Annotated in this window: 30 protein-coding genes; 13 read left to right on the top strand and 17 right to left on the bottom strand. The window is 65.4% G+C overall.

Annotation, left to right across the window (positions count from 1 at the left end):
• Positions 1-10: 10 nt before the first annotated feature.
• The gene (locus tag HY019_RS06210) at positions 11-370 is read left to right on the top strand and encodes a DMT family protein (protein WP_290689288.1); all 360 of its coding nucleotides are present in this window, start codon (positions 11-13) and stop codon (positions 368-370) included.
• Positions 371-388: 18 nt separating this feature from the next.
• Here the strand turns inward: HY019_RS06210 and HY019_RS06205 are convergent, their stop codons facing one another.
• On the bottom strand, positions 389-856 hold the full coding sequence (locus HY019_RS06205) for a hypothetical protein (RefSeq protein WP_290689286.1): 468 nt from the start codon (positions 854-856) through the stop codon (positions 389-391).
• 255 nt (positions 857-1,111) lie between these two features.
• Here HY019_RS06205 and rpsP point away from each other — a divergent pair, with 255 nt between their 5' ends.
• The 6 genes from rpsP (at position 1,112) to HY019_RS06175 (ending at position 5,205) form a co-directional block, all read left to right on the top strand.
• Positions 1,112-1,372 carry a 30S ribosomal protein S16 gene (gene rpsP, locus HY019_RS06200; protein WP_290689284.1) on the top strand — a complete coding sequence of 87 codons (261 nt, stop codon included), beginning with the start codon at positions 1,112-1,114 and terminating at the stop codon, positions 1,370-1,372.
• 11 nt (positions 1,373-1,383) lie between these two features.
• Positions 1,384-2,079 carry a ribosome maturation factor RimM gene (gene rimM / locus HY019_RS06195; protein WP_290689282.1) on the top strand — a complete coding sequence of 232 codons (696 nt, stop codon included), beginning with the start codon at positions 1,384-1,386 and terminating at the stop codon, positions 2,077-2,079.
• Between the two features lie 31 nt (positions 2,080-2,110).
• Positions 2,111-2,893 (top strand): tRNA (guanosine(37)-N1)-methyltransferase TrmD, encoded by a 783-nt coding sequence (trmD, locus tag HY019_RS06190; RefSeq protein WP_290689363.1) that lies wholly within the window; start codon positions 2,111-2,113, stop codon positions 2,891-2,893.
• A 118-nt stretch (positions 2,894-3,011) separates the two neighbouring features.
• On the top strand, positions 3,012-3,368 hold the full coding sequence (gene rplS, locus HY019_RS06185; RefSeq protein WP_035043354.1) for a 50S ribosomal protein L19: 357 nt from the start codon (positions 3,012-3,014) through the stop codon (positions 3,366-3,368).
• 93 nt (positions 3,369-3,461) lie between these two features.
• A complete protein-coding gene (locus HY019_RS06180) occupies positions 3,462-4,154 on the top strand; it encodes a CoA pyrophosphatase (RefSeq protein ID WP_290689280.1) in 693 nt (230 codons plus the stop codon).
• Between the two features lie 55 nt (positions 4,155-4,209).
• Positions 4,210-5,205 (top strand): CobD/CbiB family protein, encoded by a 996-nt coding sequence (locus tag HY019_RS06175; RefSeq protein ID WP_290689278.1) that lies wholly within the window; start codon positions 4,210-4,212, stop codon positions 5,203-5,205.
• A gap of 15 nt (positions 5,206-5,220) precedes the next feature.
• Here HY019_RS06175 and HY019_RS06170 read toward each other — a convergent pair whose 3' ends face one another.
• Positions 5,221-5,661, bottom strand: a complete 441-nt coding sequence (locus tag HY019_RS06170; RefSeq protein ID WP_290689276.1) for a hotdog fold domain-containing protein — start codon at positions 5,659-5,661, stop codon at positions 5,221-5,223.
• 85 nt (positions 5,662-5,746) lie between these two features.
• Here HY019_RS06170 and HY019_RS06165 point away from each other — a divergent pair, with 85 nt between their 5' ends.
• Positions 5,747-6,427, top strand: a complete 681-nt coding sequence (locus tag HY019_RS06165; protein WP_290689274.1) for a TetR/AcrR family transcriptional regulator — start codon at positions 5,747-5,749, stop codon at positions 6,425-6,427.
• On the opposite strand, the gene kstD is transcribed toward HY019_RS06165, so the two are convergent.
• A complete protein-coding gene (gene kstD, locus HY019_RS06160; protein ID WP_290689272.1) occupies positions 6,419-8,179 on the bottom strand; it encodes a 3-oxosteroid 1-dehydrogenase in 1,761 nt (586 codons plus the stop codon). The genes HY019_RS06165 and kstD overlap by 9 nt on opposite strands.
• A gap of 107 nt (positions 8,180-8,286) precedes the next feature.
• Between kstD and HY019_RS06155 the strand changes: the two genes are divergently transcribed.
• On the top strand, positions 8,287-9,309 hold the full coding sequence (locus HY019_RS06155; RefSeq protein ID WP_290689271.1) for a nitronate monooxygenase: 1,023 nt from the start codon (positions 8,287-8,289) through the stop codon (positions 9,307-9,309).
• Positions 9,310-9,345: 36 nt separating this feature from the next.
• Here HY019_RS06155 and HY019_RS06150 read toward each other — a convergent pair whose 3' ends face one another.
• The 4 genes from HY019_RS06150 to HY019_RS06135 are packed head-to-tail and all read right to left on the bottom strand — an operon-like array spanning position 9,346 to position 12,257.
• Entirely contained in the window at positions 9,346-9,618 is a 273-nt protein-coding gene (locus tag HY019_RS06150; protein ID WP_290689269.1) for a hypothetical protein, read from the bottom strand.
• A gap of 58 nt (positions 9,619-9,676) precedes the next feature.
• Positions 9,677-10,636, bottom strand: a complete 960-nt coding sequence (gene rsgA, locus HY019_RS06145) for a ribosome small subunit-dependent GTPase A (RefSeq protein ID WP_290689268.1) — start codon at positions 10,634-10,636, stop codon at positions 9,677-9,679.
• Entirely contained in the window at positions 10,633-10,980 is a 348-nt protein-coding gene (locus tag HY019_RS06140; RefSeq protein WP_290689266.1) for a 4a-hydroxytetrahydrobiopterin dehydratase, read from the bottom strand. Before HY019_RS06140 ends, rsgA begins: the two co-directional genes overlap by 4 nt.
• An 11-nt stretch (positions 10,981-10,991) precedes the next feature.
• Positions 10,992-12,257 (bottom strand): M48 family metallopeptidase, encoded by a 1,266-nt coding sequence (locus tag HY019_RS06135; RefSeq protein ID WP_290689264.1) that lies wholly within the window; start codon positions 12,255-12,257, stop codon positions 10,992-10,994.
• Positions 12,258-12,401: 144 nt separating this feature from the next.
• On the opposite strand from HY019_RS06135, the gene orn reads away from it, so the two are divergent.
• Together orn and HY019_RS06125 are read left to right on the top strand one after the other, a co-directional pair.
• The gene (gene orn / locus HY019_RS06130; protein WP_290689262.1) at positions 12,402-13,001 is read left to right on the top strand and encodes an oligoribonuclease; all 600 of its coding nucleotides are present in this window, start codon (positions 12,402-12,404) and stop codon (positions 12,999-13,001) included.
• A 9-nt stretch (positions 13,002-13,010) separates the two neighbouring features.
• The gene (locus HY019_RS06125; RefSeq protein WP_290689261.1) at positions 13,011-13,400 is read left to right on the top strand and encodes a cupin domain-containing protein; all 390 of its coding nucleotides are present in this window, start codon (positions 13,011-13,013) and stop codon (positions 13,398-13,400) included.
• Positions 13,401-13,437: 37 nt separating this feature from the next.
• Here the strand turns inward: HY019_RS06125 and HY019_RS06120 are convergent, their stop codons facing one another.
• The 4 genes from HY019_RS06120 to HY019_RS06105 form a co-directional block, all read right to left on the bottom strand.
• On the bottom strand, positions 13,438-13,932 hold the full coding sequence (locus HY019_RS06120) for a hypothetical protein (RefSeq protein ID WP_290689260.1): 495 nt from the start codon (positions 13,930-13,932) through the stop codon (positions 13,438-13,440).
• A 58-nt stretch (positions 13,933-13,990) separates the two neighbouring features.
• Complete coding sequence (locus HY019_RS06115) at positions 13,991-14,641, bottom strand: hypothetical protein (protein WP_290689258.1); 651 nt, start codon at positions 14,639-14,641, stop codon at positions 13,991-13,993.
• Positions 14,642-14,754: 113 nt separating this feature from the next.
• The gene (gluQRS, locus tag HY019_RS06110; protein ID WP_290689256.1) at positions 14,755-15,657 is read right to left on the bottom strand and encodes a tRNA glutamyl-Q(34) synthetase GluQRS; all 903 of its coding nucleotides are present in this window, start codon (positions 15,655-15,657) and stop codon (positions 14,755-14,757) included.
• Between the two features lie 38 nt (positions 15,658-15,695).
• Positions 15,696-16,640: a LysR family transcriptional regulator gene (locus HY019_RS06105; protein WP_290689255.1), complete on the bottom strand. Its 945-nt coding sequence runs from the start codon at positions 16,638-16,640 to the stop codon at positions 15,696-15,698.
• Between the two features lie 138 nt (positions 16,641-16,778).
• Here HY019_RS06105 and HY019_RS06100 point away from each other — a divergent pair, with 138 nt between their 5' ends.
• On the top strand, positions 16,779-17,480 hold the full coding sequence (locus HY019_RS06100; protein ID WP_290689254.1) for a pirin family protein: 702 nt from the start codon (positions 16,779-16,781) through the stop codon (positions 17,478-17,480).
• Positions 17,481-17,503: 23 nt separating this feature from the next.
• On the opposite strand, the gene rlmJ is transcribed toward HY019_RS06100, so the two are convergent.
• The 4 genes from rlmJ to HY019_RS06080 all read right to left on the bottom strand — a co-directional run bounded on the left by rlmJ (position 17,504) and on the right by HY019_RS06080 (position 21,820).
• A complete protein-coding gene (rlmJ, locus tag HY019_RS06095; RefSeq protein WP_290689253.1) occupies positions 17,504-18,370 on the bottom strand; it encodes a 23S rRNA (adenine(2030)-N(6))-methyltransferase RlmJ in 867 nt (288 codons plus the stop codon).
• A 90-nt stretch (positions 18,371-18,460) separates the two neighbouring features.
• Entirely contained in the window at positions 18,461-19,519 is a 1,059-nt protein-coding gene (locus HY019_RS06090) for a beta-propeller fold lactonase family protein (protein WP_290689252.1), read from the bottom strand.
• 10 nt (positions 19,520-19,529) lie between these two features.
• Positions 19,530-20,615 (bottom strand): glycosyltransferase, encoded by a 1,086-nt coding sequence (locus HY019_RS06085; RefSeq protein WP_290689250.1) that lies wholly within the window; start codon positions 20,613-20,615, stop codon positions 19,530-19,532.
• Positions 20,609-21,820: a GNAT family N-acetyltransferase gene (locus HY019_RS06080; protein ID WP_290689248.1), complete on the bottom strand. Its 1,212-nt coding sequence runs from the start codon at positions 21,818-21,820 to the stop codon at positions 20,609-20,611. Before HY019_RS06080 ends, HY019_RS06085 begins: the two co-directional genes overlap by 7 nt.
• A 320-nt stretch (positions 21,821-22,140) precedes the next feature.
• Here HY019_RS06080 and HY019_RS06075 point away from each other — a divergent pair, with 320 nt between their 5' ends.
• The gene (locus HY019_RS06075; RefSeq protein ID WP_290689246.1) at positions 22,141-22,758 is read left to right on the top strand and encodes an NAD(P)H-dependent oxidoreductase; all 618 of its coding nucleotides are present in this window, start codon (positions 22,141-22,143) and stop codon (positions 22,756-22,758) included.
• An 11-nt stretch (positions 22,759-22,769) separates the two neighbouring features.
• On the opposite strand, the gene HY019_RS06070 is transcribed toward HY019_RS06075, so the two are convergent.
• Complete coding sequence (locus HY019_RS06070; protein WP_290689244.1) at positions 22,770-23,720, bottom strand: alpha/beta hydrolase; 951 nt, start codon at positions 23,718-23,720, stop codon at positions 22,770-22,772.
• 7 nt (positions 23,721-23,727) lie between these two features.
• Complete coding sequence (locus HY019_RS06065; RefSeq protein ID WP_290689242.1) at positions 23,728-24,594, bottom strand: SDR family oxidoreductase; 867 nt, start codon at positions 24,592-24,594, stop codon at positions 23,728-23,730.
• Positions 24,595-24,596 lie beyond the last annotated feature (2 nt).

Here is a 24,596-nt window from a genome sequence, read left to right as displayed (position 1 = left end):
GCAGCCCATGATGAGCTTCTTTCAGTCCTTTCCGGTGCCGCTGCAGTCCGCGCTGTTGCTGGTCTTGTCCAATGTGTTCATGACCTTTGCCTGGTACGGGCACCTCAAGAACATGGCCAGCAAGCCCTGGTTCATCGCGGCCTTCGTGAGCTGGGGCATCGCCCTGTTCGAGTACCTGCTGCAGGTGCCCGCCAACCGCGTGGGGGCCCAGCAGATGACGGTGGGGCAGCTCAAGGTCATGCAGGAAGTGATCTCGCTGAGCGTGTTCGTGCCCTTTGCGGTGTTCTACCTGGGGCAGCCCTTCAAGCTGGACTACATCTGGGCCGCGCTGTGCCTGGTCGGCGCGGCGTACTTCATGTTCCGCGCCTGATTTTTTGCGATCAGAAATTCACTGGCTGATCTTGCGGGCCTCTTCGACCTGGTATTCGAAGTAGCGCTGGCCTGAGAACGCGATGGTGGACATCAGCACGGTGGCGCCCAGCATCAGCGCCAGGCCCACGCCGATCACGGCCGCCCAGCCGCTGGCCGGTGCATCGGGTGAGGCCGTCAGCGTTGGGTTGAAGCGGGCGTGCCATTTCTCATCCGGCGTCAGGCCGTAGAGGATGGCCTGCAGCATCGTGTAGGCCACCATGAAGCCCAGGATGGGGAGCAGCAGCCAGGACAACTGGTCGTCCTGCCCCAGATCCTGCACCCGCTGGATGCCCCAGGCGCCCACCAGCGTCGGGATGGCGTGCAGCCAGCCCAGCCAGTCTCCCAGCCCGTAGAGGTAGAAGCGGTGTGCGCCCACAGGCCCACCCAGCAGGGCAGCCCAGGTGGCCAGGGTTTTGGACTTGTAGCCAGCGGGGATGGGTGTCATGGAGGGGGTGTTCACACAAACGGTACGAACCGGACTATAATGCGCGGTTTCGTGGCCTGAGTCGGGTGTTTCCCATGCAGCAGTTTTTAACTGAAGTCTGGGGTCAGCATCTGGCGCGTATCTAAACGGGCCGTGAGATCCATTTACCTGGTTGGGCCAGATCATTTTTGATGAGATGTCTGACCAACCTTTGGTCGCCTGCCCCCGAGTGTCTCCCGGGAAGGGTGGCCGCCAAACCAATTTGAAGGACACATCATGGTCGTGATTCGACTCTCTCGCGGTGGCTCCAAGAAGCGCCCCTTCTACAACATCGTTGTGGCTGAACAAAAGAACCGCCGTGACGGCCGTTTCCTGGAGCGCGTGGGTTTCTACAACCCCCTGGCTTCCGGCAATGCCGAAACCCTGCGTCTGTCGCTGGACCGCGTGGCCCACTGGGTGGACAACGGCGCTCAGCCCTCTGACGCCGTGACCCGTCTGGTTCGCGATGCCAAGATCAAGGCTGCGCCTGCTGCCTGAGCATTGACTGCATGAACGATCGCGCCGAGACCTATGCCCCTGTTCTGGACGACGGTGTCGTCTGGCCACAAGACGCGATAGAGGTCGGGCGCATCGTTGACGCCTGGGGCGTGAAGGGCGGGATCAAGGTCCAGCCCTTCTCCTCCGACCCACAGGCGCTGTTCTGTACCAAGAAATGGTTTTTGCGCCCGAGCGAACCGGCTTCGGGTGCTTTGCCGCGTCCGTCTGCGAAAGCCGCGTCTGCCAACGCCGCGCCTGCCAAGCCTGCTTCGGCTGCAGCCAAGCCCGCTGCCGCGCCCCATGGTGTGGCGCGCCTGGCCAAGCCGCGCTTCCTGCAAGTCAAGCAGGCCCGCGAGCAAGGTGACATCGTGGTGGCCACGGCCGATGGCCTGGATGACCGCAATGCCGCCGAGGCGCTCAAGGGTGCCCGTGTGTATGTGTCGCGCTCGGCCTTCCCGACGCCCGACGAAGATGAGTTCTACTGGGTCGACCTGATCGGCCTGGACGTGCTCAACAAAGAGGGCGAGGCCCTGGGCAAGGTGGTTGACCTGCTGGACACCGGCCCGCAAAGCGTGCTGCGCTGTGAAGGCGAGCCTGGTGAAGATGGCAAGCCTGTTGAGCGCCTGATCCCCTTTGTGGCGGCCTACATTGTCAGCGTGAGCCTGGCTGATCGGCGCATCGTCGCCGATTGGGGCCTGGACTACTGATCCCTTTTTGAACGGGGGGCCAAACATGGCCGTGCGCTTCGACGTCATCACCCTGTTTCCCGAACTGTTTGCCCCGTTTCAAAGCATTGGCGTGACGCGCCGCGCTTTCGAAACGCAGGCCGTGGACGTGCGCCTGTGGCCGCTGCGTGACCACGCCGATGGCACCTACCGCCGTGTGGACGACCGCCCCTTTGGCGGCGGGCCGGGCATGGTCATGCTGGTCGAGCCCCTGGTGCGCTGCCTGTCGGCCATCCGCTCCGATCAGGCTGCGGCCGGTGGCGCGCGCCTGCCCGTGGTGCTCTTCAGCCCGGCTGGCAAGCCTTTGACCCAGCAGCGCGTTCAGCAACTGGCCCAGGGGTCGGGTGCGGTGCTGCTGTGTGGCCGCTACGAAGGCATCGACCAGCGCTTCATCGATGCCCATGTGGACGAAGAAATCTCCATGGGTGACTACGTGCTGTCGGGCGGCGAGTTGCCTGCCCTGACCCTGATCGACGCCGTGGCCCGCCTGCAGCCTGGGGTGCTCAACGACGTCGCCTCGCACGAGCAGGACAGCTTTTCTGATGGGTTGCTGGATTGCCCGCACTACAGCCGCCCCGAGGTGCTGAGCCTGCCTGACCAGGGCGACCTGGCTGGCGTGGAGGCGGCCGTGCCCCCCGTGCTGATGTCTGGCCACCATGCCCACATCGCCCGCTGGCGCCGGGAGCAGCAACTGGCCATCACGGCCCGCCGCCGCCCTGAGTTGATCGAGGCGGCCAGGGCCCGCGGCGAGTTGTCCAAACAAGACGAACACTTTTTGGCTCAACTCGCGCTATAATCTGCGGTTTTCCGATCCTCTACCCGGCTTTTACCTCTGCGCAGGCCGATCAGAACCCTGGTTCGATCCGTGCAGGCTTTCAATTCCTGGCGCGGGCAAGATCATTTAGGAGCCTTTGATGTCCAACATCATTCAACAGCTCGAGCAAGAAGAAATTGCTCGTCTGAACAAGACTATTCCCTCTTTCGCCCCTGGCGACACCGTGATCGTGTCCGTCAACGTGGTTGAAGGTACCCGCAAGCGCGTTCAGGCTTACGAAGGCGTCGTGATCGCCAAGCGTAACCGCGGCCTGAACTCCAGCTTCATCGTGCGCAAGATCTCCAGCGGCGAAGGCGTGGAGCGTACGTTCCAGCTGTACAGCCCCCTGATCGCTGGCATCGAAGTCAAGCGTCGCGGTGATGTGCGTCGCGCCAAGCTGTACTACCTGCGTCAACGCAGCGGCAAGTCGGCACGTATCAAAGAGAAGCTGGCTTAATCGCTCGCTTCCTTCAGTCGGGCATCACGGTGTGGTGCCCGCCCCAATAGCCGCCCTTGCGCAAGCACTGGCGGCTTTTGTTATGGTGGTGTCATGGCATTCACGATTGATCCCCGCGTGGCCGAGTTGTTGGGCCACGATACCCACCTGCCGGCCGTCGACCCGCAACGTTTCACGCGGGCCTCGCTCATTCAGCGCTTTGAGCAGCCGCCCATCTGGCATCCGGACATCGAGGTCGAGAAGTGGTTCCGTGCCCCGGACCCTGTGCCCGCTTCGGTGCTCGTGCCCCTGGTGATGCGCGGCGAGCCCAGCGTGTTGCTGACGCAGCGCACCTCGCACCTCAAGAAGCACGCCGGCCAGATCAGCTTCCCCGGCGGGCGCAGCGAGCCCACAGACCCGGATGCCATCTACACGGCCTTGCGCGAGGCGCAGGAAGAGGTCGGGCTGGCCCCCTCGCGGGTGGACGTGCTGGGCACCTTGCCCACCTACACCACGGGCACCGGCTTTGTGGTCACGCCTGTGGTGGGGCTCATCGAGCCGGGCTCACAGGAGCTGGAGCGCCTGCAGCTGAATGCCGACCCTAGCGAGGTGGCCGAGATCTTCGAGGTGCCGCTGCATTTCCTGATGGACCCACGCTTTCACCAACGCCGCGCCTTTGACGTGGCGGGCACGCGCCTGGAGTTCTTCTCCATGCCCTGGACATCGCAGTCCACCGACAAGGAGTACTTCATCTGGGGTGCGACGGCTGCGATGTTGCGAAATTTATACCGCTTCCTGTCTGCCTGAAACTTGGCCCCATTTCCCGGCCATTCCAGGGCGGGGCGGGGGCTATGATCCATCCATGAGCTTTTTTGCCGTGCTCTTCGCCCTGCTGGCGGAGCAGCTCAAGCCCCTGTCGAACCTCAACCCCATCCACCATGGACTGACTGGCTGGGTGCGTTGGGCTGGGCGCAACTTCGATGCCGGCGAGGACATGCACGCACGCGTGGTCTGGGGCATCACGGTGCTGGCGCCCGCCGCCTTGACGGCCATCATCTATGTGTTCACCAACCGCTACAGCACCGTGCTGGCCTTGGGCCTGGACGTGGCGGTCTTGTATTTGACGCTGGGTTTCCGCCAGTTCAGCCACCATTTCACCGACATCCGCGATGCGCTGGAGGCGGGCCGTGAAGACCGCGCACGCGAGTTGCTGGCCCACTGGCAGAACCTGGATGCCAGCGAGTTGCCCCGCACCGAGATCCTGCGCCACGTGCTGGAGTACTCGCTGCTGGCGGCGCACCGCCATGTGTTCGGCGTGTTCTTCTGGTTCGTGGCCCTGTCATCGCTGGGCCTGGGGCCGGCTGGTGCCGTGCTCTACCGCATGGCCGAGTTCGCCAGCCGCTACTGGTCTTACCGCAGCCAGATCACGGGGGTGTCCACCCATGACCGCCTGATGAGCCTGTCGCAGACCTTGTTTGCCTTGGTCGACCACGTGCCCGCGCGCCTGACGGCCTTCGGCTTTGCGGTGGTGGGCAACTTTGAAGACGCGGTGGATGCCTGGCGGCGTCACGCCGTGCTGTGGGTGCGCCCGAACGAGGGCTCCATCTTGTCGGCGGCCTCGGGGGCACTGGGGGTGCGCCTGGGTGGCCAGGTGGCACCCAGCACCGACGGCGCACGGGATGTCAGCCGCACGATCACGCAAGGCGATGCGCCCGATGTGATCGAGGCGCAAGGCAGCACCACGGGGGCCGCGCCCCAGATGGCCCACCTGCGCAGTGTGGTGGGCCTGATCTGGCGCTCGGTCGTGCTGTGGATGCTGTTGCTGGCCTTGCTCTCGCTGGCCAACCTCATCGGCTGAGTCGCGCGCCGCTGATCACGCGGCCTTCACGTTCATCGTGATGCGCGCGGCAAACACCTTCTTGCCTTCGGTATCGAACACGTCCACCGGCACAACCTGATCGCCGGCCTGGGCCCAGTCGATGCCGCTGCCATCGGCCACCGCGCGGATGTCGGTCTTGACCTTGGCCAGGTATTCCACGCTCATGCCTTTGGGAATCCAGCGGTAGCCGGCCGGCAGCGAGGCATCGGTCATGGTGCCCGCTACCAGTTCGGCCGCGTTGCACAGCGCGATGGCATGCATGGTGCCCAGGTGGTTGGTGACCTCCTTGCGCAGCGGGACATTGGCCTCGGCATAGCCGGGGCGCAGCGCCGTGACGCTGGGCTGGATGGTGCTGAAGTAGGGTGCGATCTGGCAGATCATGGTGGTGAACTGCTCGGGCCCGACGCTGTTGAACAGGTTCAGAACTTGGCTCATGGGGATCTCCTCGGTGTCCTTGCTGGACTGTTGATAAGCAGTAGAATAATATTCTGGAATATGATTCGGTGTCAAATACGCAGCCATGAAGCAAGCAAGCAAGACCAATGAACCCAAGGCCGCACAGAAGGCCGAGGAGAAGGCCGCAGGCGTGCGGGGCGTGCTGGAGCGCGCCTACCCGGGCAGCCGTGCGCAGCTCAAGCGGCGCATGCTGGAGGGCGCGCTGGCCTGCTTCAATGAGCACGGCATCGAGCCCACGACCATCGAGATGATCCTGGTGCGTTGCGAAGCCAGTGTGGGCAACCTGTACCACCACTTCGGCAGCAAGGAGGGGCTGGTGGCGGCGCTGTTCTTCTGTGCCTTGCAGGATCAGGCTGCGCTGGTGGACGAAGAGCTGGCCCGGGCGCACACCATGCGCGAAGGCGTGGCGGCGCTGGTCTACGGCTATGTCGATTGGGTGAGTGCGCAGCCTGAACTGGCGCGTTTCATGTTCCAGGCGCGCTCGGCCGTGTCCAAGGGGCCGCATGCGGCCGAGTTGCAGCAACGCAACCGCCAGCGTGCCAAGCTGGTCATGAACTGGTTTGCGCAAGCCGATCGGCCAGGGCGCATCAAGGACTGGCCAACCGAGTTGCTGCCCTCGCTGATCATCGGTGCGGCAGACAACCTCAGCCGCGCGTGGCTGTCAGGGCGGGTCAAGGCCACGCCCGCACAGTACCGCGAGCAACTGGCCGAGGCTGCCTGGTTGAGCGTGGCCGGGTCAGACTGACGCGCTGCTGTCGGCCAGGTCGTTGCCGGCGATGTAGCCAAAGGTCATGGCCGGGCCGATGGTCGAGCCCGCGCCTGCATAGCTGTGCCCCATCACCGAGGCGCTGTTGTTGCCTGCGGCATAAAGGCCTTCGATGACGCTGCCGTCGTCGCGCAGCACGCGCGCGCGTGCATCGGTGCGCAAGCCGCCCTTGGTGCCCAGGTCGCCCGGCTTGATCTTGAAGGCGTAGAAGGGGGCGTAGCGCAGCGCGGCGAGGCTGGAGCTGGGGCGCACGGCCGGGTCGGTGTAGTAGTGGTCGTAGGCGCTGTCGCCGCGTTGGAAGTCCAGGTCCTTGCCGGCGTCGGCAAAGCCGTTGAAGCGTTGCACCGTGTTGCGCAAGGCAGCCGGGGGCACGCCCATCTTGGCGGCCAGGCCTTCCAGGGTCAGGTCCTTGACGACCACGCCGGCGTCATACCAGCGCTGCGGCAGAGGCAGGAAGGGCAGCGTTTCCTTGAACAGGTAGCGGTTGCGGAAGCGCTGGTCCACCACCATCCACGCGGTGATGTCCTGGCTGACGAGGGCTTGCTTGTAGGTGGTGTGCACGAAGTCGGTATAAGGCGCGGCTTCGTTGACGAAACGCTGGCCCTGGCTGTTGACCATGATGCTGCCGGGCAGGGTGCGCTCGGCCAGCACGAAGTAGGGGCCTTCCGGCAAGGGGATGACCGGGCCCCACCAGGCGTCGTCCATCAGGTCCAGGGCACCACCGGCACGTTGCCCGGCCAGGATGCCGTCACCCGTGTTGGTCTTGGTGCCCACCGTCCAGTCCGTGGTGATGGGGTGTTGCTGGTAGTCCAGGCGCATCTTCAGGTTGTGCTCGAAGCCGCCAGCGGCCATGACCACGCCCCGCGTGGCCTGGATCAAGGTGGGGGTGCCGTCCTTGCTGACGAGCGCACCGTTGACGCGCCCGCTGTGGTCGAACTGCAGGTCGATCAGGGGCGTGTTGAGCCACACGGGCACATTGGCCTGAAGCAGGCCGGCGCGCAAGCCTGCGGCCAGCGCCTGTCCCATGGTCAGCGGGATCTGGCCCTTGAGCATGGCTTCCACATAACGTGCCACGGCATTGGCGGCCACCAGGGCACCCTTGGCGGACACGGCGGCGAGGTTCAGCCACTTGTATTCGCCACCAAAGATCACCACGCCGGGTGGTGTGGCAAGGTAGGGCGGGTTCAGGTTGGCCAGCTCCCGGCCCAGCAGGTGGCCATCGAACTGATCAGGCTCGATGGAGGCGCCATTGGGTTTGCCGCCGGGCAGCTCGGGGTAGTAGTCCGAGTAGCCCTCCATCCAGCGAAAGCGCAGCGGGGTGTTGCGCAGGATGAACGAGATCATGGCCGGGCCTTGTTGCAGGTAGGCTGCCTTGCGCTCGGCCGGCACGATGGGGCCGACCACGGCGTCCAGATAGGTGGCAGCTTGCTCAGGCGTATCAAGCACGCCGGCCTTTTGCAGCACCTCGTTGTTGCGGATCCAGATGCCGGCACCCGAGCGGGCCGTGGAGCCGCCGAACTTGTCGGCCTTCTCGATCACGACGACGCGCAGGCCGCGTTTGGCCGCGCTCAACGCGGCCGTCATGCCTGCGGCGCCTGAGCCGATCACGATCACGTCGAACGTGTTTTCGGCGGCCTGGGCCGGGGTGGAGAAGCTTCCCATCACGCTGGTGGACAGCGCGGCGGATGCGGCGCCTTGAAGGACTTGTCGACGGGAAGGGGATACGGGCATGTGTGTCTGGAAAGCAGGGGTTGGTTGGCGGTTCATTCTCGGTTCAAATAGGGCACTACAAGTGAGGGGCCACTCATGTCGGTGGCCCTTGAAGCAAGGGGGTAGGCATGAAAGACAAGCTGTCAGGTTTGCGTGACGTGGGTGTGTCTTATCCGGTCATGCAGGCCGGGATGCCGGGCATTGCGGGGCCTGAGCTGGCTGCGGCCGTCAGCCTGGCCGGTGGCATTGGCACGCTGGGCATCACGGATGTGTCGCAGTGGGGCATGGCCCTGGCTTTGACACGGCGCCTGTGTCAGGGGCGGCCTTTCAACGCGAACTTGTTGTTGCCCTTCACGCGGGCGCGCCACATCGAGCTGGTGATCGCCCAACAGGTGCCGATGGTGACCTTGTTCTGGGGCCGTGATGCGGCCTTGATCCAGCGCCTGAAGCGGGCCGGGATCTTCACCTTCCAGCAAGTGGGCAGCATGGACGAGGCGCGTTTTGCGCTGGATGCCGGCATCGATGCCTTGATCGTGCAGGGCCGGGAAGCGGGCGGGCATGTGCGTGGCACCAGCCTGCTCAAGTCCATCCTGCCGGCCATCGTGGACCAGGCAGGTGGCGTGCCGGTGTTCGCGGCTGGCGGCATGTACACCGAGCAAGATGCCCTGGCCGCGCGGCACATGGGGGCCAGCGGGGTGTCAACGGGGACGCGTTTCGTGGCCACGAATGAGAGCCGCGCGCACGATGCCTACAAGCGTGGTCTGGTCGAGGCCAACGACACGGTGGTGACCACCTTGTTCGGTTTGAACTGGGATGCCCCACACCGTGTGCTGCCCAATGAGGCGACGCGGCGCTGGTGTGATGAGCAAGGCCGTGCGCCCGCCTGGCTACGCGGCTTGCACAAGCTCACAGGCCTGGGGCGGCGTGTCACGCCGATGAAGGCAGAGCTCACGCACTGGCAACGGCCCGCCTTGCCTTTGTTCACCGGGGCCGCGTTGGAGGTGGGCATGCCGGCGCGCATGCAGGCCTGCACGGCCTTGTATGCGGGGGCCGAGGTCGGGCGCATCCGATCGGTGATGCCGGCGGCCGAGGTGGTCAGGGAATTGGCGGCGGCTTTTGATCAGCGCAGGAAGGCTGATCGGGCGGCGTGATGGCCCCGTGGGGCCCTGCTGGGCGCTGACGCGTGCTCAGGATGTGGGCAGGGCACGCGCCCTGGCCAGCCAGTCGGCCAACGCGCCCACCATGTCGGCCTGGCTGAACGAGCAGCTCTCTTCGGTGAACAGGGCGGCGCTTTCCAGTTGGTTGAGCAAGCGCTCCAGCACGTCCAGGTAGCGCTGTGGCAGCGCGGGCTCGTGGCTGTAGGCAGCATCGCGCCAGTCGCGGGCCAGGTCCGGGATGGACAGGGCGCCTTGGGCGAAGTCATTGAGGGTGGCGGCCAGGTTGGAGAGGCGATCGGTCATGGTCTTGATGTCGGGGCGTGAGGTGCGGTGTGGGTGCCGTGTCGTGGCTTGAGCCGGCTCACCAGCGTGGCTGGCTGAGCTCCTCATACAGGGCGGTGTACAGGCTCAGGCGGATGGGGCTGACCTCACCGCGTTCGACCGCCGCCTGCACCGCGCAGCCGGGTTCTTGGCGGTGCGTGCAGTTGTGGAAGCGGCAGTCGTTCATGTGCCGGGCGATGTCGGGCATCCAGCGCGCCAGTTCGGTGGGCGGGATGTGGTGCATGCCGAACTCCTGAAAGCCCGGCGAGTCGATCACGGCGCTGGTGCGGCTGTCATCGAGCCAGTACCAGAGGCTGGACGTGGTCGTGTGTTTGCCCGAGTTGAGCGCCTGCGAGATCTCCTGCGTTTCGGCGCGGGCGTTGGGCAGCAAGGTGTTGATCAGTGTGCTCTTGCCCGCACCAGAGGGCCCCAGCACCAGCGTGGCCTTGCCGTTCAGCAAGGGGGCTACCTGGGCGCGTGCGGCCTCGGTTTCCTTCTTCAACGACAGCTCGACCACCCTGTAGCCCATGGCGCGGTAAGGCGCGAGGCGATCGCGCGCAGCCTGTGCGCCAGGCAGGTCGATCTTGTTGAGCACGATGGTGGGCGGGATGCCAGCCGATTCGGCGGCGATCAGGGCGCGTGTGAGTTGGGATTCGCTGAACACGGGCTCCACGGCGATCCACATCAGCAGCTGGTCGAGGTTGGCGGCAAAGGATTTGCTGCGCCATTCGTCCTGCCGGTAGAGCAGGCTTTTGCGCTCTTCCACGGCCACGATCACGCCTTCGTCGCCGCCTTCCAGGGTGTGTTGCCACATGACGCGGTCACCGACCACGGCCTCACTCTTCTTGCCGCGCGGGTGGCAGATCAGGCGCTCGCTTGCATCGTCTTCCACGACCACGTGGCGGCCATGGGTGGCCACGACCAGGCCACTCTGACACTGGCTGGTGTCGGTGCTCTTGCTGCTGCGACGCGCGCCGCTGGGTTTGCCAGGCCGCTTCATGCGGACAGGGCGTCCACGCGGGCTGCGCAGATGAAATCGTTGAGAGACAGGCCGCCCACGGAATGCGTGGACCAGCGGATGGTGCAGTGTTTGTAGCTCACAGCCAGGTCGGGGTGGTGGTCTTGTTCATGGGCCACCCAGGCCACCGCATTGACAAATGCCATGGTGCGGTGGAAGTCGGCCAGGGTGTAGGTTTTGGTGAGCGCGCCGCCCGGTGCTTCAGTGTCCACGCGCCAGCCTTGCAGCTGGCTCAGGAGCAGCAGTTGTTCATCGGGCGTGAGGGCGGGGCCACTCTGGTGGCTGCAGCGTTGTTGGTGCAGGGGCAGGGCATGGGCTGGTGTCATGGTCACCTCACTCAGTTGGCCGCCATGGCCGCCAGGCGTTCGGATGCCGGTGGGTGCGAGTAGTAAAAGCGCACGTACATCGGGTCTGGCGTCAGGGTGGACGAGTTGTCTTTGTACAGCTTGATCAGTGCCATGGCCAGGTCCTTGCCGCTGGACTGCTTGCAGGCATAGGCGTCGGCCTGGTATTCGTCACGGCGCGAGAAGTACGAGAACACGGGCGAGACGAAGAACATGAAGGCGGGCAGGGCCAGCATGAACAGCAGCAGGGCCAGGGCGTCGTTGGGTGCCGTCAGGTTGGGCGAGACGCCCAGGCCGGTGTAGAAGGCCAGCTGACGCGACAGCCAGCCCAGCAGCGCAAAGCCGGCCAGGCTCATCACGAACATCATGATCATGCGCTTGAGCACGTGCTTGTGCTTGAAGTGGCCCAGCTCGTGGGCCAGCACGGCCTCGACCTCGCCGTGCGAGAGCTTGGTCAGCAAGGTGTCGAAGAACACCACGCGCTTGGATGAACCCAGGCCGGTGAAGTAGGCATTGGCGTGCGCCGAGCGGCGGCTGCCATCCATCACGAAAAAGCCCTTGGCCTTGAAGCCGCAGCGGGTCATCAGGTTGGTGACGCGCGAGGCCAGGGTGTCGTCCTGCAGGGGCTCGAACTTGTTGAACAGCGGTGCGATGAAGATGGGGAAGACCACCATCAGCAAGAGGCTGAAAGCGACCCAGGCACCCCAGGCCCACAACCACCAGGCCTGGCCGGCCGCGCCCATCAGCCACAGGATCAGCGCCGCAATGGGGGTGCCGATGACGATGCCCAGCAGCACCTGCTTGAGCTGGTCACCGATCCACATGCCCCAGGTCATGCGGTTGAAGCCGTGGCGCTGTTCGATGCGGAAGGTGTTCCAGGCGTCCATGGGCCACTCGATGAGCGCGCCGATGAACGTGAACGAAGCCAGCAAGGCCAGTTGATAGGCCAGCCCCCCCCAGCGCGGGAAGACGGCATCGCGCACCAGATGGTTGAGCGCGTCCAGGCCACCGAGCAGGGTCCACCCCAGCAACACGGCGGTGCTGAGGGCCGTGTTGAGCAGGCCAAAACGCAGTTTGTCGAGGGTGTAGTCGGCCGCGCGCTGGTGGCTGGGCAGGGTCACTTCGTTGCTGAAGGTTGCCGGCACGGCACCGCGATGGGAGGCCACGTGGCGGGCCTGGCGGCTGTCGAGCCAGAACTTGGTCAGCAGGGAGGCGGTCACGAAGACCGCGAAAAGCAGGGTGAGGTCACTGGGTTGCATGGGCGTCAGTGTACGTTTGCCTCACAATCGCCGCTTCGGGCTCGATGGCCATGACCCCACAAGCATGCTGACAGGGGGTGGCCGGGCCGCTGGATATTTCGCATGACAAGAGCCGGGCGATGGCCCGCGCAAGGACCCTGATCGATGAGCGACACGCTGCCCGCCACAGCCCCTACCCCGGCCGACACACCTGCCGTCCTGACCAAGAGTGACCAGAACCTGATCTGGATCGACCTGGAAATGACCGGCCTCAAGCCGGACAGCGACCGCATCATCGAGATCGCTGTGGTGGTGACCGACCCGCAGCTGAGCGTCCGGGTCGAGGGCCCCGTGTTTGCCATCCACCAGTCAGACGAGATGCTCAATGGCATGGACGCCTGGAACAAGGGCACGCATGGCAAGAGCGGCCTGATCGACCGCGTCAAGGCCTCCACGGTGGACGAGGACCAGGCGGCCAAGGCCCTGATCGACTTCCTCAAGCCCTATGTCGGCAACAACAAGTCGCCCATGTGCGGCAACTCGATCTGCCAGGACCGTCGCTTCCTGGCCCGCTACATGCCCACGCTGGAGGCCTACTTCCACTACCGCAACCTGGACGTCAGCACCTTGAAGGAGCTGGCCAAGCGCTGGAAGCCGGGCCTGGCCGAAGGCTTCAAGAAAGCGCAGAAGCACACGGCGCTGGCGGACATCCACGAGTCCATCGACGAGCTGGCTTATTACCGCGAGCACTTCCTGGTCAAGTGAGGGCGCGCCATGTCATCACACGCGTCTGACAAGCCGCGCATCGTTCGCCTCGATCAGCCCGCGCAGCCCGGTGTGGTCGATCACCCTCGGCCGGATCGGCTGGAGCAGGGCAACCCACGCCGTGAAACCTGGAGCTTGTACGAGTCGTCCGATGGGCAGATGACAGCGGGCATCTGGGCGTGTGAGGTGGGCCGCTGGCGCATCGTGTTTCCAGCCGGCAAGGACGAGTACTTTTTCGTGCTGGAAGGCCATGTGCGCCTGCACGACCGCGAGGGTGGTTTGGTGGATGTGCAGGCGGGGCAGGGCGGGGTGATCCCCGGCGGCTTTGAAGGCGCGTTCGAGGTGATCAGCCCGGTGCGCAAGCACTTTGTGGTGGTCGAGCGGCCCCAAAAGAGCTGAGGATGGGCTGAGGCCGGGTTGCCGTTGGGCGCTCTGTTCAGCGCTCAACTGGGCCGCGCAGCATGCGCCGCATCCCGATCACGGCCAGGCCCAGCAAACCCGCCAGCAGGCAGGCCTGGTGCAAGAGGCTCAGTGACACGATGTGCCACAGCGGGTTGACGTCCGTGAACGGTGCGAGGGGGCGGATGTCATCGTGCATGACGCTGTCCAGCACGATGTGGGAGTAGCTGCCCAGCGCGGCGCCCCAGGCGATCTGGCGACGCGTGAGGGCCTTCCAGTGCCACAGATCGGGCAGGTAGCGGGCCAGGCGGCTTGCCGTACCAAACAGCACCAGCGTGGCCACCATGATCAGCGTGGCGCCGATGAGGGTGTGGCAGAAGCGGTGCAGCGGAAACTGGTGGGTGAGCAGGTAGTAGCCCGGCTCGATGTCGATCAGCACATTGGCGGCGCCAAACGCCAGGAAGCTGATCTGGCCTGGGGCGGCCGCGTGCAGGGCCGCACCGGGGCCAAAATGAAATGGGGTGATGGGCATCTCTGGCTGACCCTTGGGCCAGCCGGAAGTTCAGCCGTGCGTTGAGCCGTGGGCGCGATCAGGGGGCGCTGGCCGGTGGTAAGGGTGGGGCAGCCGGTGCGACCGCTTTGCCGTCTGCCGCGGGCGCGGTTGGCGAGGCGGGTGCAGGCGAGGCGTTTGCGGCGGCCCCAGCCGAGGCCGCAGCCAGTTGCGGTGGTGGCGTCAACACACAGCCGTGTGACACCGCAAAGCCTTTGAGGAAGGCCCGGCGGATGGAGCCGGCTGTGATGGCCGCTGCCAGCTTTCTGGAATGGCGCTCGGCGCCGCTGAGCTTGCGCACCCAGCTTCTGAAGGGCACCAGGCCTTCGGCGGTGCGCTGAATGGCGCCGATGGCGGTGTTCTCTGCCATGTCTTCCCCACGGTCCAGCAGGGAGGGGGTGTCATCCGACGCGGGGGCGTCCAGATCGGCACCCAGCACGGCATCGAGTTGATGCACCTCGGTCACCACCACGGGGCAGGTGGCGTCGGTGGGAGGCTGGTAGGGCTGCTTGAGCGCGTTTTGCAGAACCTCGGGGATCTCGTCACGCACGAGGTTCAGGTCGCTCAGCGGCGTGGTGGCGGCCGAGGTCACGCGGGTCTGGGTCCTGGTGGCGCAGGCCGACAGCACCAGCAGCAGGGCCAGCGTGCCGATGTGGAGGGTGGTCTTGTAAACAGGGCTCACGGTCTTCATGCTTTCACTTTAACCGACACCCTCATAGGTGAGGCTTGGGCGGGCGTTTGTCAAGCGCCGCGCATGGGGCCGCTCGACAAAGCGGTGGTTCTTCACGGTTCCAGCAGCGGGGCTCATGGGGCCTGCGACGTCCAGCGCCTGACGGCCTGCGTCAGCCACTCGGCCACCGTGCCCTGTGGGGCGATGTCCAGGCCCAGGGCCTGCCCGGCCAGACGCAAGGCCTGCTGCGGCGAGGAGAGGTCCAGCGCCTGCGCCCCATTTTGCTTGGACAGCTTCTCGCCGTTGTCGCCCAGTACCAGCGGCGTGTGCAGATAACGGGGCGTGGGCAGGTTCAGCCATTGCTGCAACAGGATCTGGCGTGGCGTGTTGTCGCACAGGTCGGCGCCTCGCACGATGTCGGTCACGCCTTGCGCGGCGTCGTCCACCACCACGGCCAGCTGGTAGGCCCACAGGCCATCGGCGCGCTTGATGACGAAGTCGCCCACGGCGGTGGACAGGTGCTGGCACTGGCCGCCCAGCAGGCGGTCCTGCCAGGTGATCAGGTCATGCGGCGCATCGGGCACCTGCAGGCGCCAGGCCCTGGCGGGCTTGCCCTTGAGCCCGCCTCGCTCGGGGCGGCAGGTGCCGGGGTAGACGAGGTCGCCATGGCGAGGCTTGCTCAGGCCCAGTGCGGCATTGGCCTGGGCGATGTCGGCACGGGTGCAGCCGCACGGGTAGGCGTGGCCGGTGGCGATCAGCTGATCGAGCGCGCCTTGGTAGCGCGTGCCGCGCTGGCTCTGGTAAACCGGCGGCGTGTCGGGGACCAGGCCGCAGGCGGCCAGTTGCTGCAGGATGATCTGGTCGGCGCCGGGTACACAGCGGGGCAGGTCCACGTCTTCGATGCGCACGAGCCAGGTGCCACCATGCGCGCGCGCATCCAGCCAGCTGGCCAGTGCGGCCACCAAAGAGCCTGCATGCAAAGGCCCGGTGGGGGACGGCGCGAACCTGCCCACGTAGCGGCCCAAGTAGCGGCCCATATCGCGCGCCATATGGCCGTTCGCGCCCACCAAGGCGCTCACAGGATCAGGCCCTCGTGCAGGTCCAGCAAGGCGCAGCGCGTGGCGGGGCTGGCCAACTGGTGCAGCCACCAGGTCAGGGCCATGCCGGGCTGGGCGCCGGTCTGGCGCCAGGCATAGTGTGTGCGCACGACACGGGGCGGGGTGTCCACTTCCTTTCTGACCAGGCGGCCCGTTGCGATGTGGGGCCGCACCATGGGCTCGGGCAGGAAGCCGCAACCCAGGCCGCGCAGCTGGGCCTCCAGCTTGGCCGACATCGAAGGCAGGGTCAGCACGTCCTGGCCGGGCAGGATGCCCACGGTGGCCGGTGCCAGGTCGCGCGCCGTGTCGGCCACCGCGACGATGCGGTGCTGCGCCAGCGTGGCGGTTGACAGCGGCTCGGGCGCCTTGGCCAGGGGGTGATGCGGTGCCACGGTCAGCACGAAGTGGTGCTCACCAATGGTCTCGAAGCGGATGTCCTGGCTGGACACGCGCTCGGCCGCGACCCCGATGGCCAGATCGGCCTGGCCCGATGACAAGGCTTCCCAGGTGCCCGTCATGACCTCGCTGCGCATGCGCAGGCGGGTGGGGGGCTTGAGGGCGTAGAAGGCCTCCATGAGGTCGAACACGGCATGCGGTGCAATGGCCTTGTCCACGGCCACGGTCAGCTCGGCCTCCCAGCCTGAGGCCACGCGGTGCACACGGTTGGCCACGGCGTTCATCTGTTGCAGCAGCAACTGGCCTTCGCGCAGCAGCTCTTCGCCCGCGGCGGTGAGCCTGGCCTGGCGGCTGCGGCGGTCAAACAGCAACACGTCGAGCGCGTCTTCCAGCTGGCGCACGCTGTAGGTCAGGGCAGAGGGTACCTTGCCCAGCTCCCGGGCGGCGGCGGCAAAGCTGCCTGTGCGGGCAATGGCCACCACCATTTCCAGGGCTTCGGGCGAGAGGGCGTGGCTGCGGTCCGTCATGCAGTGTCAATCCAGTGGGCGATTGTTCAAATTACTTGAATGATGCCATCACGGCGCCGCAGCGGCAAAGCGGGCGCCGGCCCCTACAGTGAAGCCATCGCAAGACACATTTGTACCGACACTGGAAGGAGCCGCACCATGCTGACACTGCGCCGATCTGATGAACGAGGCTTTGCCGACCACGGCTGGCTGCAGAGCTTTCACAGCTTTTCCTTTGCCGAGTACTTCGACCCCGCCCACATGGGCTACGGGCCGCTGCGCGTGATCAACGACGACGTGATCGCACCGGGGCGTGGTTTTGGCATGCACGGCCACCGCGACATGGAGATCGTGACCTATGTGCTGGAAGGCGAATTGGCCCACAAGGACAGCCTGGGCAATGGTGCGAGCATCCTGCCCGGTGACGTGCAACGCATGACGGCCGGCAAGGGCATCATGCACAGCGAGTTCAACCAGGCGCTGTACAAGCCGACGCACCTGCTGCAGATCTGGATCGAGCCAACCGAGAAGGGCCTGCGCCCGGGCTACGAGCAGAAGAACTTCAGTGCCGAAGACAAGCGTGGGCGCCTGCGCCTGGTGGCTTCACCCGATGGCCGAGATGGGTCGGTGACCATCCACTCGGATGCCAGCTTGTCCGTGGGCTTGTTTGATGGCGCGGAGTCTGCCGAGCTGGCACTGGCGCCGACGCGCAAGGGCTATGTGCACGTGGCCCGCGGCCAGGTGGTGGTCAATGGCCAGGCCTTGAACACGGGGGACGCGCTCAAGCTCGATGGGGAGCCGGCCTTGAGGATCGAGCAGGGCCAGCAGGCCGAAGTCTTGTTCTTCGACCTGGGCGCCTGATCGGGTTCGAAGCTCAGCCCGGATCAGCTTTGTTGGGCTTCGAGCGTGTAGGCCGCGTGGTCGTCCTGCCCGATGGTGTCAACCAGCCAGGGCAGGGCTTCGGCCAGGCGGTCGTACAGGGTCCAGGGCGGGTTGATGATGAACATGCCGCTGCCGTACAGGCCCAGGCCGCCCTTTTCAGCAGCCTTGACGCGCAGCGTGGCATGCAGCCAGTCCACCTTGGGCAGCTCGGCGGCCAGGCGCTTGAGCTGGCCGGGCAACTGCTGCGATTCGCGGCGCGCCACCTCGGGGTACCAGATGGCGTAGGTGCCGGTCGGGAACTTGGTGATCGCATCCTTCAAGGTCTGCGTCACGCGGCGGTAGTCTTCCTTGAGCTCGTAGGGCGGGTCAACGTGGACCAGGCCGCGGCGAGGCGGGGGCGGCAGGCAGCCGCGCAAGCTGGCAAAACCATCGGCAGCCTGGATGCTGACGCCGCGCTTGACCGAGGCGAAATGCCCTTCCAGCAGCTTGACTTCGGTGGGGTGCAGCTCGAACAGGCGCAGATGGTCGCCCTCGCGCAGCATTTGCGCGGCCAGTTGAGGCGAGCCGGGATACCACTGCAGCGTGTCGCCATGGTTGAGTGCAGCCACCTGAGCCAGGTACTCCCTGACCGCCTCGGGTGTGGCTTTCTTATTGCGCAATGGCCACAGCGTGGTCACGCCGGTTTCTGCTTCGCCGCTCTTGGTGGCGTAGCTGCTGGTGAGGTCGTACAGGCCCCCGCCGGCGTGGGTGTCCACCACCCAGAAGGGTTTGTCTTTCTTGAGCATGTGCTCAAGCAATTGCACCAGGACCATGTGCTTGAGCACATCGGCGTGGTTGCCCGCGTGGAAGCCGTGTCTGTAACTGAACATCCGCCAAGGGTAGCGGTTTTATCGGCCCTTGCCCCGTGGGGGGCGTGACTTTTTTCTGGGCTGCGATCCGGGCGGGCCTCAGCGCTGCAATCAGTGAGGCAACGCGATGGCCTCGACCCAGGTCGGGCTGGTGCCGCAGGCCAGTTGGCTGTGAAGCCGCATGCGGCCAGCATCTGGATCAAAGGCCATGATGCTCAGTCGCCCCGTTTCCTGACTGGCCACAAACAGGGTCAGGCCGTCTGGCGACAGGGCAAAACTGCGGGGCAGCGCTTCGGTGGGCACGCAGTCAACCAGGGTGAGTTGGCCTGTGCCGGCATCGATGCGCAAGGCGCTCAAGGTGGCGGCCCGGCGGTCGCTGGCAAACAGCCACTGGCCATCCGCACTGATGCGCAACTCGGCCGACCAGGGGGCCATCTGCTGGTCGGGGGGCAGGATGCGTGCGTGGCTCAGCGGTCTGGGTGGGGTGTCGCCCTGACCCAGGGCCAGCCCGTCCACGCTGCCATCCAGCTCATTGACGGCAAACAGCCAGCGGCCATTGGGGTGAAAGGCCAGGTGCCGAGGGCCGCTTTGGGCTCGGCTCTGGTAGCCCATCACCGGCTGCGCAGACAGAGGCAAGGGCCCTGGGCCAAGGCGGTAGCACAGCAGTTGATCCGCACCCAGGCAACTGACCCAGACGTGCTGGCCATCGGGGGCCGGGCAGATGGCATGGGCTTGTTTTGGGGTGCCGAGCACCTGCAAGGTCGGGCCTGCCAGGCCATCGGCATCGATGGCGTTCACGGCGATGCGGTCTTCGCTGTAAGACGCGCTCAGCAGCCATTGCCCATCCAGGCTGGTGGACACGTAGACCATATTGCCTGCCAAAGGGCTGCTGCCCAGCAGGCTCAGGTGCCCGGTATGGGCATCCACCGCCAGGGTGTGAACGGCAAAGGGGGCGCTGCGGCCAATGGCATACAGGCGGTGCCGCCGGGGGCTGAAGGCCATGGGCATGATGGCGCCGCCCAGGGCGAGCCGCTGCACGGTGCGCCACTCGGGCTGGGGCGTGGTGCCTGGCGAGCCAGCACCCTCATCCGGGCTCAGCACATGGATGTCGCCACTGCCCGCAGCGGACACATAGACGGCCAAACGGCTGGATCGGGGCGCCGCGTGCATGGCGCGTGGCTCAGGACTTGGCGCGTGTCGCGCCACGGCGGCGGCGGGCCACGTTCAAGACGGTATCGGGCACCATGGCCTTGAACAGCGCGCGCGCCGCCGTGCCATTGAAGGCCCGATAGCGCCATGCGGCTTTGGTCAGCAAGCCGATGGCCAGCCGTGGGCGGTCTTCGGAGTTCGCGTAGGCCGCATCAATCGTGACTTCCGACAGCAGCTTGCGCAGCGCGGGGCCGCGTCTTCGTCTCAACTCAGGGTCGCGTGCGGCAATGCGCTCGGCCACCGAGACCACGTCCACGCTGGCATTTTTGTTGTAGCGCTCGGACGAGATCTGCGTGCTGGAGCGCCGGTAGTTCAGCAAGGGGTGGTCGATGTAGGCAAAGTCGGTGACGCGGGCGGCGCGCACCAGCCAGTCCCAATCGGTGCTCAGGCGGGCCTTGGGATCGAAGCCCCCGATCTGGTCGATCAGCTCGGCGCGGAACAGCACCGTGGGCGGGTGCGCAAAGTTGCCGCAGGCCATGGTGTCGTAGACCGAGCCCAGGTAGACCGGCACGTTGACCGGCGCAGAGAGGGGGCCAGGCAGGCAGCTGGCCACATTCAGCGTGGTCTTGCGGGGGAACTGGGCTGCCGCGCCACCGCGGTCGGCCGCGCACTGGGCGTAGTAATAAGGGCTGTAGCGCTCCGCAATCGGGCCCTGGTCGCTGAAGGCGCTGAACTCCGTGCAACACAGGCCGATTTCTGGATGCTGGTCCAGCAAGGCAATCTGCGCGGCAATGCGCTCGGGCATGCACAGGTCGTCGTGGTCCATCAGGGCAATGAATTCGCCCCTTGCGTGTTCGAGCCCGGTATTGCGAGCGGCCGGCACCCCACCATTGGCCTGGCGAACCGCCACGATGCGGTCACCATAGGATTGCAGCACCTGCCAGGTGTCGTCGGTGGAGCCATCGTCCACGATGATCAATTCCAGCGGGCGGTAGGTTTGCGCCAGCATGGTGTCGATGGTCTCGCCGACGTGGCGGGCCGAGTTGTAGGCCCCGATGATGACGCTGACCAGTCTGGGGACGCGTGCATGTTGCTGTTTGATGGGGTTGATCACCATGTACTCCCGATCAGCCCGGCGGGTACATACAGGTCTACCAGATCCAGGCAGCTCATGACGCCCAGGAGCAGCATGGCGGCCACGCTGCTGCGGTTGCGCATGGCGTTGACCCATTGCTTGCCGCTGCGCAAGCCTTCTTCCAGCCTGGGCAGGACGCCATCACGCTGGAACACGTGGGTACCTTGTGGCTCGCGGCCTGTGGCCAGCGAACTCTTGTAGCGGTAGTCGCCTGCGGTGAAGTCGTAGATGTGCTGCCCGGTCTGGGCGTTGTGTTCGATGGCCAGCGCGTGGCAGACCAGGCCTGGGCGATCTTGCTTGTCCAGCAGTCCTGTTCGGAAGCCCGATTGGTAGAACACCACGCGGCCACGGTGCACGAAGTTGTAGAGATAGCCCAGTTCGGTGTCCCCGACCAGGATGCGCAGCAACTGGATCTCTCCGCGGTCGAAAGCTTCGTTGATGACCAGATCATGGAACTGTTCGGCCACCTTGGAGTTGACGAAGGCCGACTCCTCTCCGCGCTCTTCCCATTTCTGGGCATGCAAGGCGCGCAGCGCATTCAGAAAGGCCTTGGCCTCTTGCGCAGAGCCGGCTTGTGTCAGGGTGACGTCACCGAGCTTGCGGTAACCGCTCAGGCTGCGCCTGACCTGGCTTCGGGTGTTGGCGCTGAGCAGCGGGATGTAGCCTTCGGCTTGCTGGCGTACTTCGTTCAGATCGACGATGTAGGACGCCAGCTCGGCCGTGCGCACCAGCACGCCACGTTGCTGATGTGCCGCGGCCAGTTCGGCAAAACGGGCTTCGGCCTTGGTGATCTCGAAACGACTCACGCCCGTCCTGGTCAACAGAAAATCGAGCATGGCGTCCTTGATGGGCACGGCCCGGCTTTCTTCTGCCAGAAAGCCGTTGTATTCGATGGTCAGGCTGTCGAACTCGACCTCGCCGGTGGCGTGCAGCCGCCAGCAGGGAACAGGTATCACACGAAGCAGGTGGGAGCGGCCCCTGATCACCAGGCCCAGGCCCACGATGATGTCGCCTTCGCGCGCAATCAGCAACTGAGGTTGCAGGTGCGAAGGCAGGATGTTCAGCCAGCAGCCGATCCATGACCACGATGTAAAAAAAGTGGCCGTGGCGCGGGACTCGAGCTCACGCCACCACGCTGCCAGCGTGCTTGGAGGCGGTTGGCTTTCCAGCGCGATGTTGAAGGCCATTGACGGTACTCCGTGTAATTGTTTTTTGTGCATGTCATGCCAAGGTGCCTGCCGCATCGTTGAATGCCCGGCATGGCGCCGATTGCCTGGCGGGATGGATCATGCGCCAACCGATGCGTGAGGACGCGGCGGGGGATGATGCTTGAATAAGAACGATTTCCGATCTTAATCAAACAACGGGCGCGCTGAGTCCGCCTGTATCGGGGGGCGTCGGGGCCTGGCTGTGCGAATTTGCAGATTTCTCTAGCAATATACGTGCTCGCGAGGCGGCTTGCATGTTGCCCGAAGTTGCCCCCCAGGCTCTTTATCACTGGATGTCCATGACCGCAAGTAATCTTTCCCGCCCAGTCAGGCTGCTGGCCATTTCTGGCAGCGCACGCCACGGCTCGCTCAACCGTCAACTGGTGGATTTGGCTGCACGCAAAGCCCAGGCGCTGGGGGCCGAAGTCACGCATGTTGATTTGCGCGAGCTGGGTATGCCGGTGTACGACGATGACTGGGCGGCCGCCCATGGCAAGCCTGAAGGCGCGCTCAAGCTGCGCGAGCTGTTTGCCAGCCACGATGGCCTGCTGCTGTCCTGTCCGGAATACAACGCCTTGCCGACGCCGCTGTTGATCAACAGCTTCGACTGGCTGTCCACCGTGTCTGCGCATGAAGGCCTGCCTTCCGGGACTGGCGCCACATCGGGCAAGCCCGTGGGTTTGATGGCGGCCTCGCCTGGGGCGCTGGGCGGGCTGCGCGCCTTGCCCATCGTGCGCACCTACCTGAGCACCAATTTCGCCATGGTGGTGGTGCCCGAGCAGCTGGGCCTGCCTTTGGCAGATCAGCAGTTTGACGAGGCCCATGGCCTCAAGAAGCCAGACCTGGACAAGGTGCTCGACCGACTGGTGGCATCCGTGCTGCGTCAGGCGCGCTGGCGCATCGCTGAAGAGGCCTGAGGGCCAGCTCCTCAGCTGCTGGCGACCAGGAAGGCCAGAAACACCTTCAGGGTCGCCTGCGGATTTTCTTCCTGAGGCAGGTGGCCCAGACCAGGGAAGGTCGTCAACTGGCAGCGCGGGATGTCTCTGCAGAACAGGTTGCCCTGGTCAGGCGAGATCATCTCGTCCTTCTCGCCCCACATGACCAGGGTGGGTTGCTGCACGCGGTGGATCAAGGCCGAGTTGCTGCCGAACTGGGCCTGGTCCATGCGCTGGAAGAGGGCGCGGCGGTTGCCCACACGCAGGTTCAGCTCGAAATAGCGGTCCACCTTGTCTTTGGTGGCCTGGGCCGGGTCGCCGAACACGCTGCGCACGCTGGCTTCAACCAGTGAGCGCGGCAGAATGCGTTCGGACACCCAGCGCAGCCCGCGCATGCTGGCAATCTGGAAAGCCAGCGGCATGGACAATACCGAGGGCTGGTAGCCGTCCGAGTCGATCAGCACCAGCTTGCGCACGCGCTCGGGTGCCAGCACGGCGGTCTGCCAGGCCACTTCGCCGCCCAGGGCGTTGCCCACCAGGATCACGCGCTTGACGTTGAGGGTGTCCAGAAAACGCAGCACGAAGCGCACATAGGCGTCGATGCGGTAGTCGCCTTGGGGGCTGGGGCCGGTCAGGCCAAAGCCCGGCAGGTCCACGCTGATGACGCGGTGTTTGCCTTGCAGCGCGGTCTGCCAGCCTTCGTAGGTGTGCAGGCTGGACGACATGCCGTGCAGCAGCACGATGGGCAGGTTGTCGTCACGCGGGCCCGTGTCTCGCATGTGCACCTGCATGCCGTCGAGTTCGACGAAGCTGGAGGGCTCGGGCGCCCAGCGCCCCACCAGTTGACCCAGTTGCCGGTCAGGCTCCCAGGTCGACCAGACAGCTACTGCCAGGCCGATACCCAGCAGGACGGCGCTCCACCAAAGTCGATTCAGCCACTTCATGCACGCATCATGCCGCGCTTCGGGCGGGCTGGCGCGGCTTGTTCATCTTGCGCAACTGTTTCATCACCAGCACCTGGTAGGCCGAGCCGAACAGGCGGATCACCTTGTCCAGCTTCTTGGCGTCATTGCCCACCAGCACGCGGCGCTCGTTGTTTTCCACCGCGCTGAGGATCTGCAGCGCAGCCGATTCGGCGGTGGTCACGTTGATCAGCTTGTTGGCGCGGCGCTTGTGGGCGTCCACGCTCTGGCCGGTGAGCTTTTCCATGACCGGGTCCACCTTGCCGGCGTTGGCGATGTTGGTGGCAATGCCGCCCGGGTGCACGCAGGTGGCGCTGACGCAGGCGCCTTCCATGTCCAGCTCCATGCGCAGGGCCTCGGTGAAGCCGCGCACGCCAAACTTGCTGGCGTTGTAGGCGCTTTGGGTGGGCACGGCCATCAGGCCGAACAGGCTGGAGGTGTTGATGACATGGCCTTCGCCCGAGGCCTTGAGGTGCGGCAGGAAGGCCTGGGTGCCATACACCACGCCCCAGAAGTTGATGCCCATGATCCACTCGAAGTCGCTGATCTTCATGTGCTCGACGGGGGCGGTCAGGGCCACGCCGGCATTGTTGAAGATCAGGTTGACCTTGCCGTGGTCGCGCACGACCTCGTCGGCCCAGGCATAGACCTCATCGCGCTTGGACACATCCAGCTTGCGCACGGTGACGCGCACGCCATGCTGGCTGGCCAGCTCGGCGGTCTTGACCAGCTCGGCGTCGTTGACGTCGCTGATGGCCAGGTTGCAGCCGCGGCGCGCCAGCTCGACGGCCAGCGTGCGGCCCATGCCCGATGCGGCGCCGGTGATGGCGGCAACCTTGTTCTTGAATGACTTCATGG

Origin of the sequence: Aquabacterium sp. (assembly GCF_016195855.1) — a bacterium.
Classification (GTDB): domain Bacteria; phylum Pseudomonadota; class Gammaproteobacteria; order Burkholderiales; family Burkholderiaceae_C; genus Aquabacterium.
This window is presented reverse-complemented; position numbering and strand designations above follow the sequence as displayed.

Excerpts from the sequence above, each read along its gene's own strand:
- HY019_RS06090 (WP_290689252.1), bottom strand. The coding sequence starts at position 19,519 with ATGCACGCGGCGCCCCGATCCAGCCGTTTGGCCGTCTATGTGTCCGCT.
- rplS (WP_035043354.1), top strand. The coding sequence starts at position 3,012 with ATGTCCAACATCATTCAACAGCTCGAGCAAGAAGAAATTGCTCGTCTG.
- HY019_RS06165 (WP_290689274.1), top strand. The coding sequence starts at position 5,747 with ATGAAGCAAGCAAGCAAGACCAATGAACCCAAGGCCGCACAGAAGGCC.
- HY019_RS06125 (WP_290689261.1), top strand. The coding sequence starts at position 13,011 with ATGTCATCACACGCGTCTGACAAGCCGCGCATCGTTCGCCTCGATCAG.
- HY019_RS06100 (WP_290689254.1), top strand. The coding sequence starts at position 16,779 with ATGCTGACACTGCGCCGATCTGATGAACGAGGCTTTGCCGACCACGGC.
- HY019_RS06170 (WP_290689276.1), bottom strand. The coding sequence starts at position 5,661 with ATGAGCCAAGTTCTGAACCTGTTCAACAGCGTCGGGCCCGAGCAGTTC.
- rpsP (WP_290689284.1), top strand. The coding sequence starts at position 1,112 with ATGGTCGTGATTCGACTCTCTCGCGGTGGCTCCAAGAAGCGCCCCTTC.
- rimM (WP_290689282.1), top strand. The coding sequence starts at position 1,384 with ATGAACGATCGCGCCGAGACCTATGCCCCTGTTCTGGACGACGGTGTC.
- HY019_RS06140 (WP_290689266.1), bottom strand. The coding sequence starts at position 10,980 with ATGACACCAGCCCATGCCCTGCCCCTGCACCAACAACGCTGCAGCCAC.
- HY019_RS06205 (WP_290689286.1), bottom strand. The coding sequence starts at position 856 with ATGACACCCATCCCCGCTGGCTACAAGTCCAAAACCCTGGCCACCTGG.
- HY019_RS06080 (WP_290689248.1), bottom strand. The coding sequence starts at position 21,820 with ATGGCCTTCAACATCGCGCTGGAAAGCCAACCGCCTCCAAGCACGCTG.
- HY019_RS06180 (WP_290689280.1), top strand. The coding sequence starts at position 3,462 with ATGGCATTCACGATTGATCCCCGCGTGGCCGAGTTGTTGGGCCACGAT.
- kstD (WP_290689272.1), bottom strand. The coding sequence starts at position 8,179 with ATGCCCGTATCCCCTTCCCGTCGACAAGTCCTTCAAGGCGCCGCATCC.
- HY019_RS06150 (WP_290689269.1), bottom strand. The coding sequence starts at position 9,618 with ATGACCGATCGCCTCTCCAACCTGGCCGCCACCCTCAATGACTTCGCC.
- HY019_RS06155 (WP_290689271.1), top strand. The coding sequence starts at position 8,287 with ATGAAAGACAAGCTGTCAGGTTTGCGTGACGTGGGTGTGTCTTATCCG.
- HY019_RS06115 (WP_290689258.1), bottom strand. The coding sequence starts at position 14,641 with ATGAAGACCGTGAGCCCTGTTTACAAGACCACCCTCCACATCGGCACG.
- HY019_RS06085 (WP_290689250.1), bottom strand. The coding sequence starts at position 20,615 with ATGGTGATCAACCCCATCAAACAGCAACATGCACGCGTCCCCAGACTG.
- HY019_RS06065 (WP_290689242.1), bottom strand. The coding sequence starts at position 24,594 with ATGAAGTCATTCAAGAACAAGGTTGCCGCCATCACCGGCGCCGCATCG.
- HY019_RS06075 (WP_290689246.1), top strand. The coding sequence starts at position 22,141 with ATGACCGCAAGTAATCTTTCCCGCCCAGTCAGGCTGCTGGCCATTTCT.
- HY019_RS06175 (WP_290689278.1), top strand. The coding sequence starts at position 4,210 with ATGAGCTTTTTTGCCGTGCTCTTCGCCCTGCTGGCGGAGCAGCTCAAG.
- HY019_RS06070 (WP_290689244.1), bottom strand. The coding sequence starts at position 23,720 with ATGAAGTGGCTGAATCGACTTTGGTGGAGCGCCGTCCTGCTGGGTATC.
- gluQRS (WP_290689256.1), bottom strand. The coding sequence starts at position 15,657 with ATGGGCCGCTACTTGGGCCGCTACGTGGGCAGGTTCGCGCCGTCCCCC.
- rlmJ (WP_290689253.1), bottom strand. The coding sequence starts at position 18,370 with ATGTTCAGTTACAGACACGGCTTCCACGCGGGCAACCACGCCGATGTG.
- HY019_RS06105 (WP_290689255.1), bottom strand. The coding sequence starts at position 16,640 with ATGACGGACCGCAGCCACGCCCTCTCGCCCGAAGCCCTGGAAATGGTG.
- HY019_RS06210 (WP_290689288.1), top strand. The coding sequence starts at position 11 with ATGAGCTTCTTTCAGTCCTTTCCGGTGCCGCTGCAGTCCGCGCTGTTG.
- orn (WP_290689262.1), top strand. The coding sequence starts at position 12,402 with ATGAGCGACACGCTGCCCGCCACAGCCCCTACCCCGGCCGACACACCT.
- HY019_RS06120 (WP_290689260.1), bottom strand. The coding sequence starts at position 13,932 with ATGCCCATCACCCCATTTCATTTTGGCCCCGGTGCGGCCCTGCACGCG.
- HY019_RS06135 (WP_290689264.1), bottom strand. The coding sequence starts at position 12,257 with ATGCAACCCAGTGACCTCACCCTGCTTTTCGCGGTCTTCGTGACCGCC.
- rsgA (WP_290689268.1), bottom strand. The coding sequence starts at position 10,636 with ATGAAGCGGCCTGGCAAACCCAGCGGCGCGCGTCGCAGCAGCAAGAGC.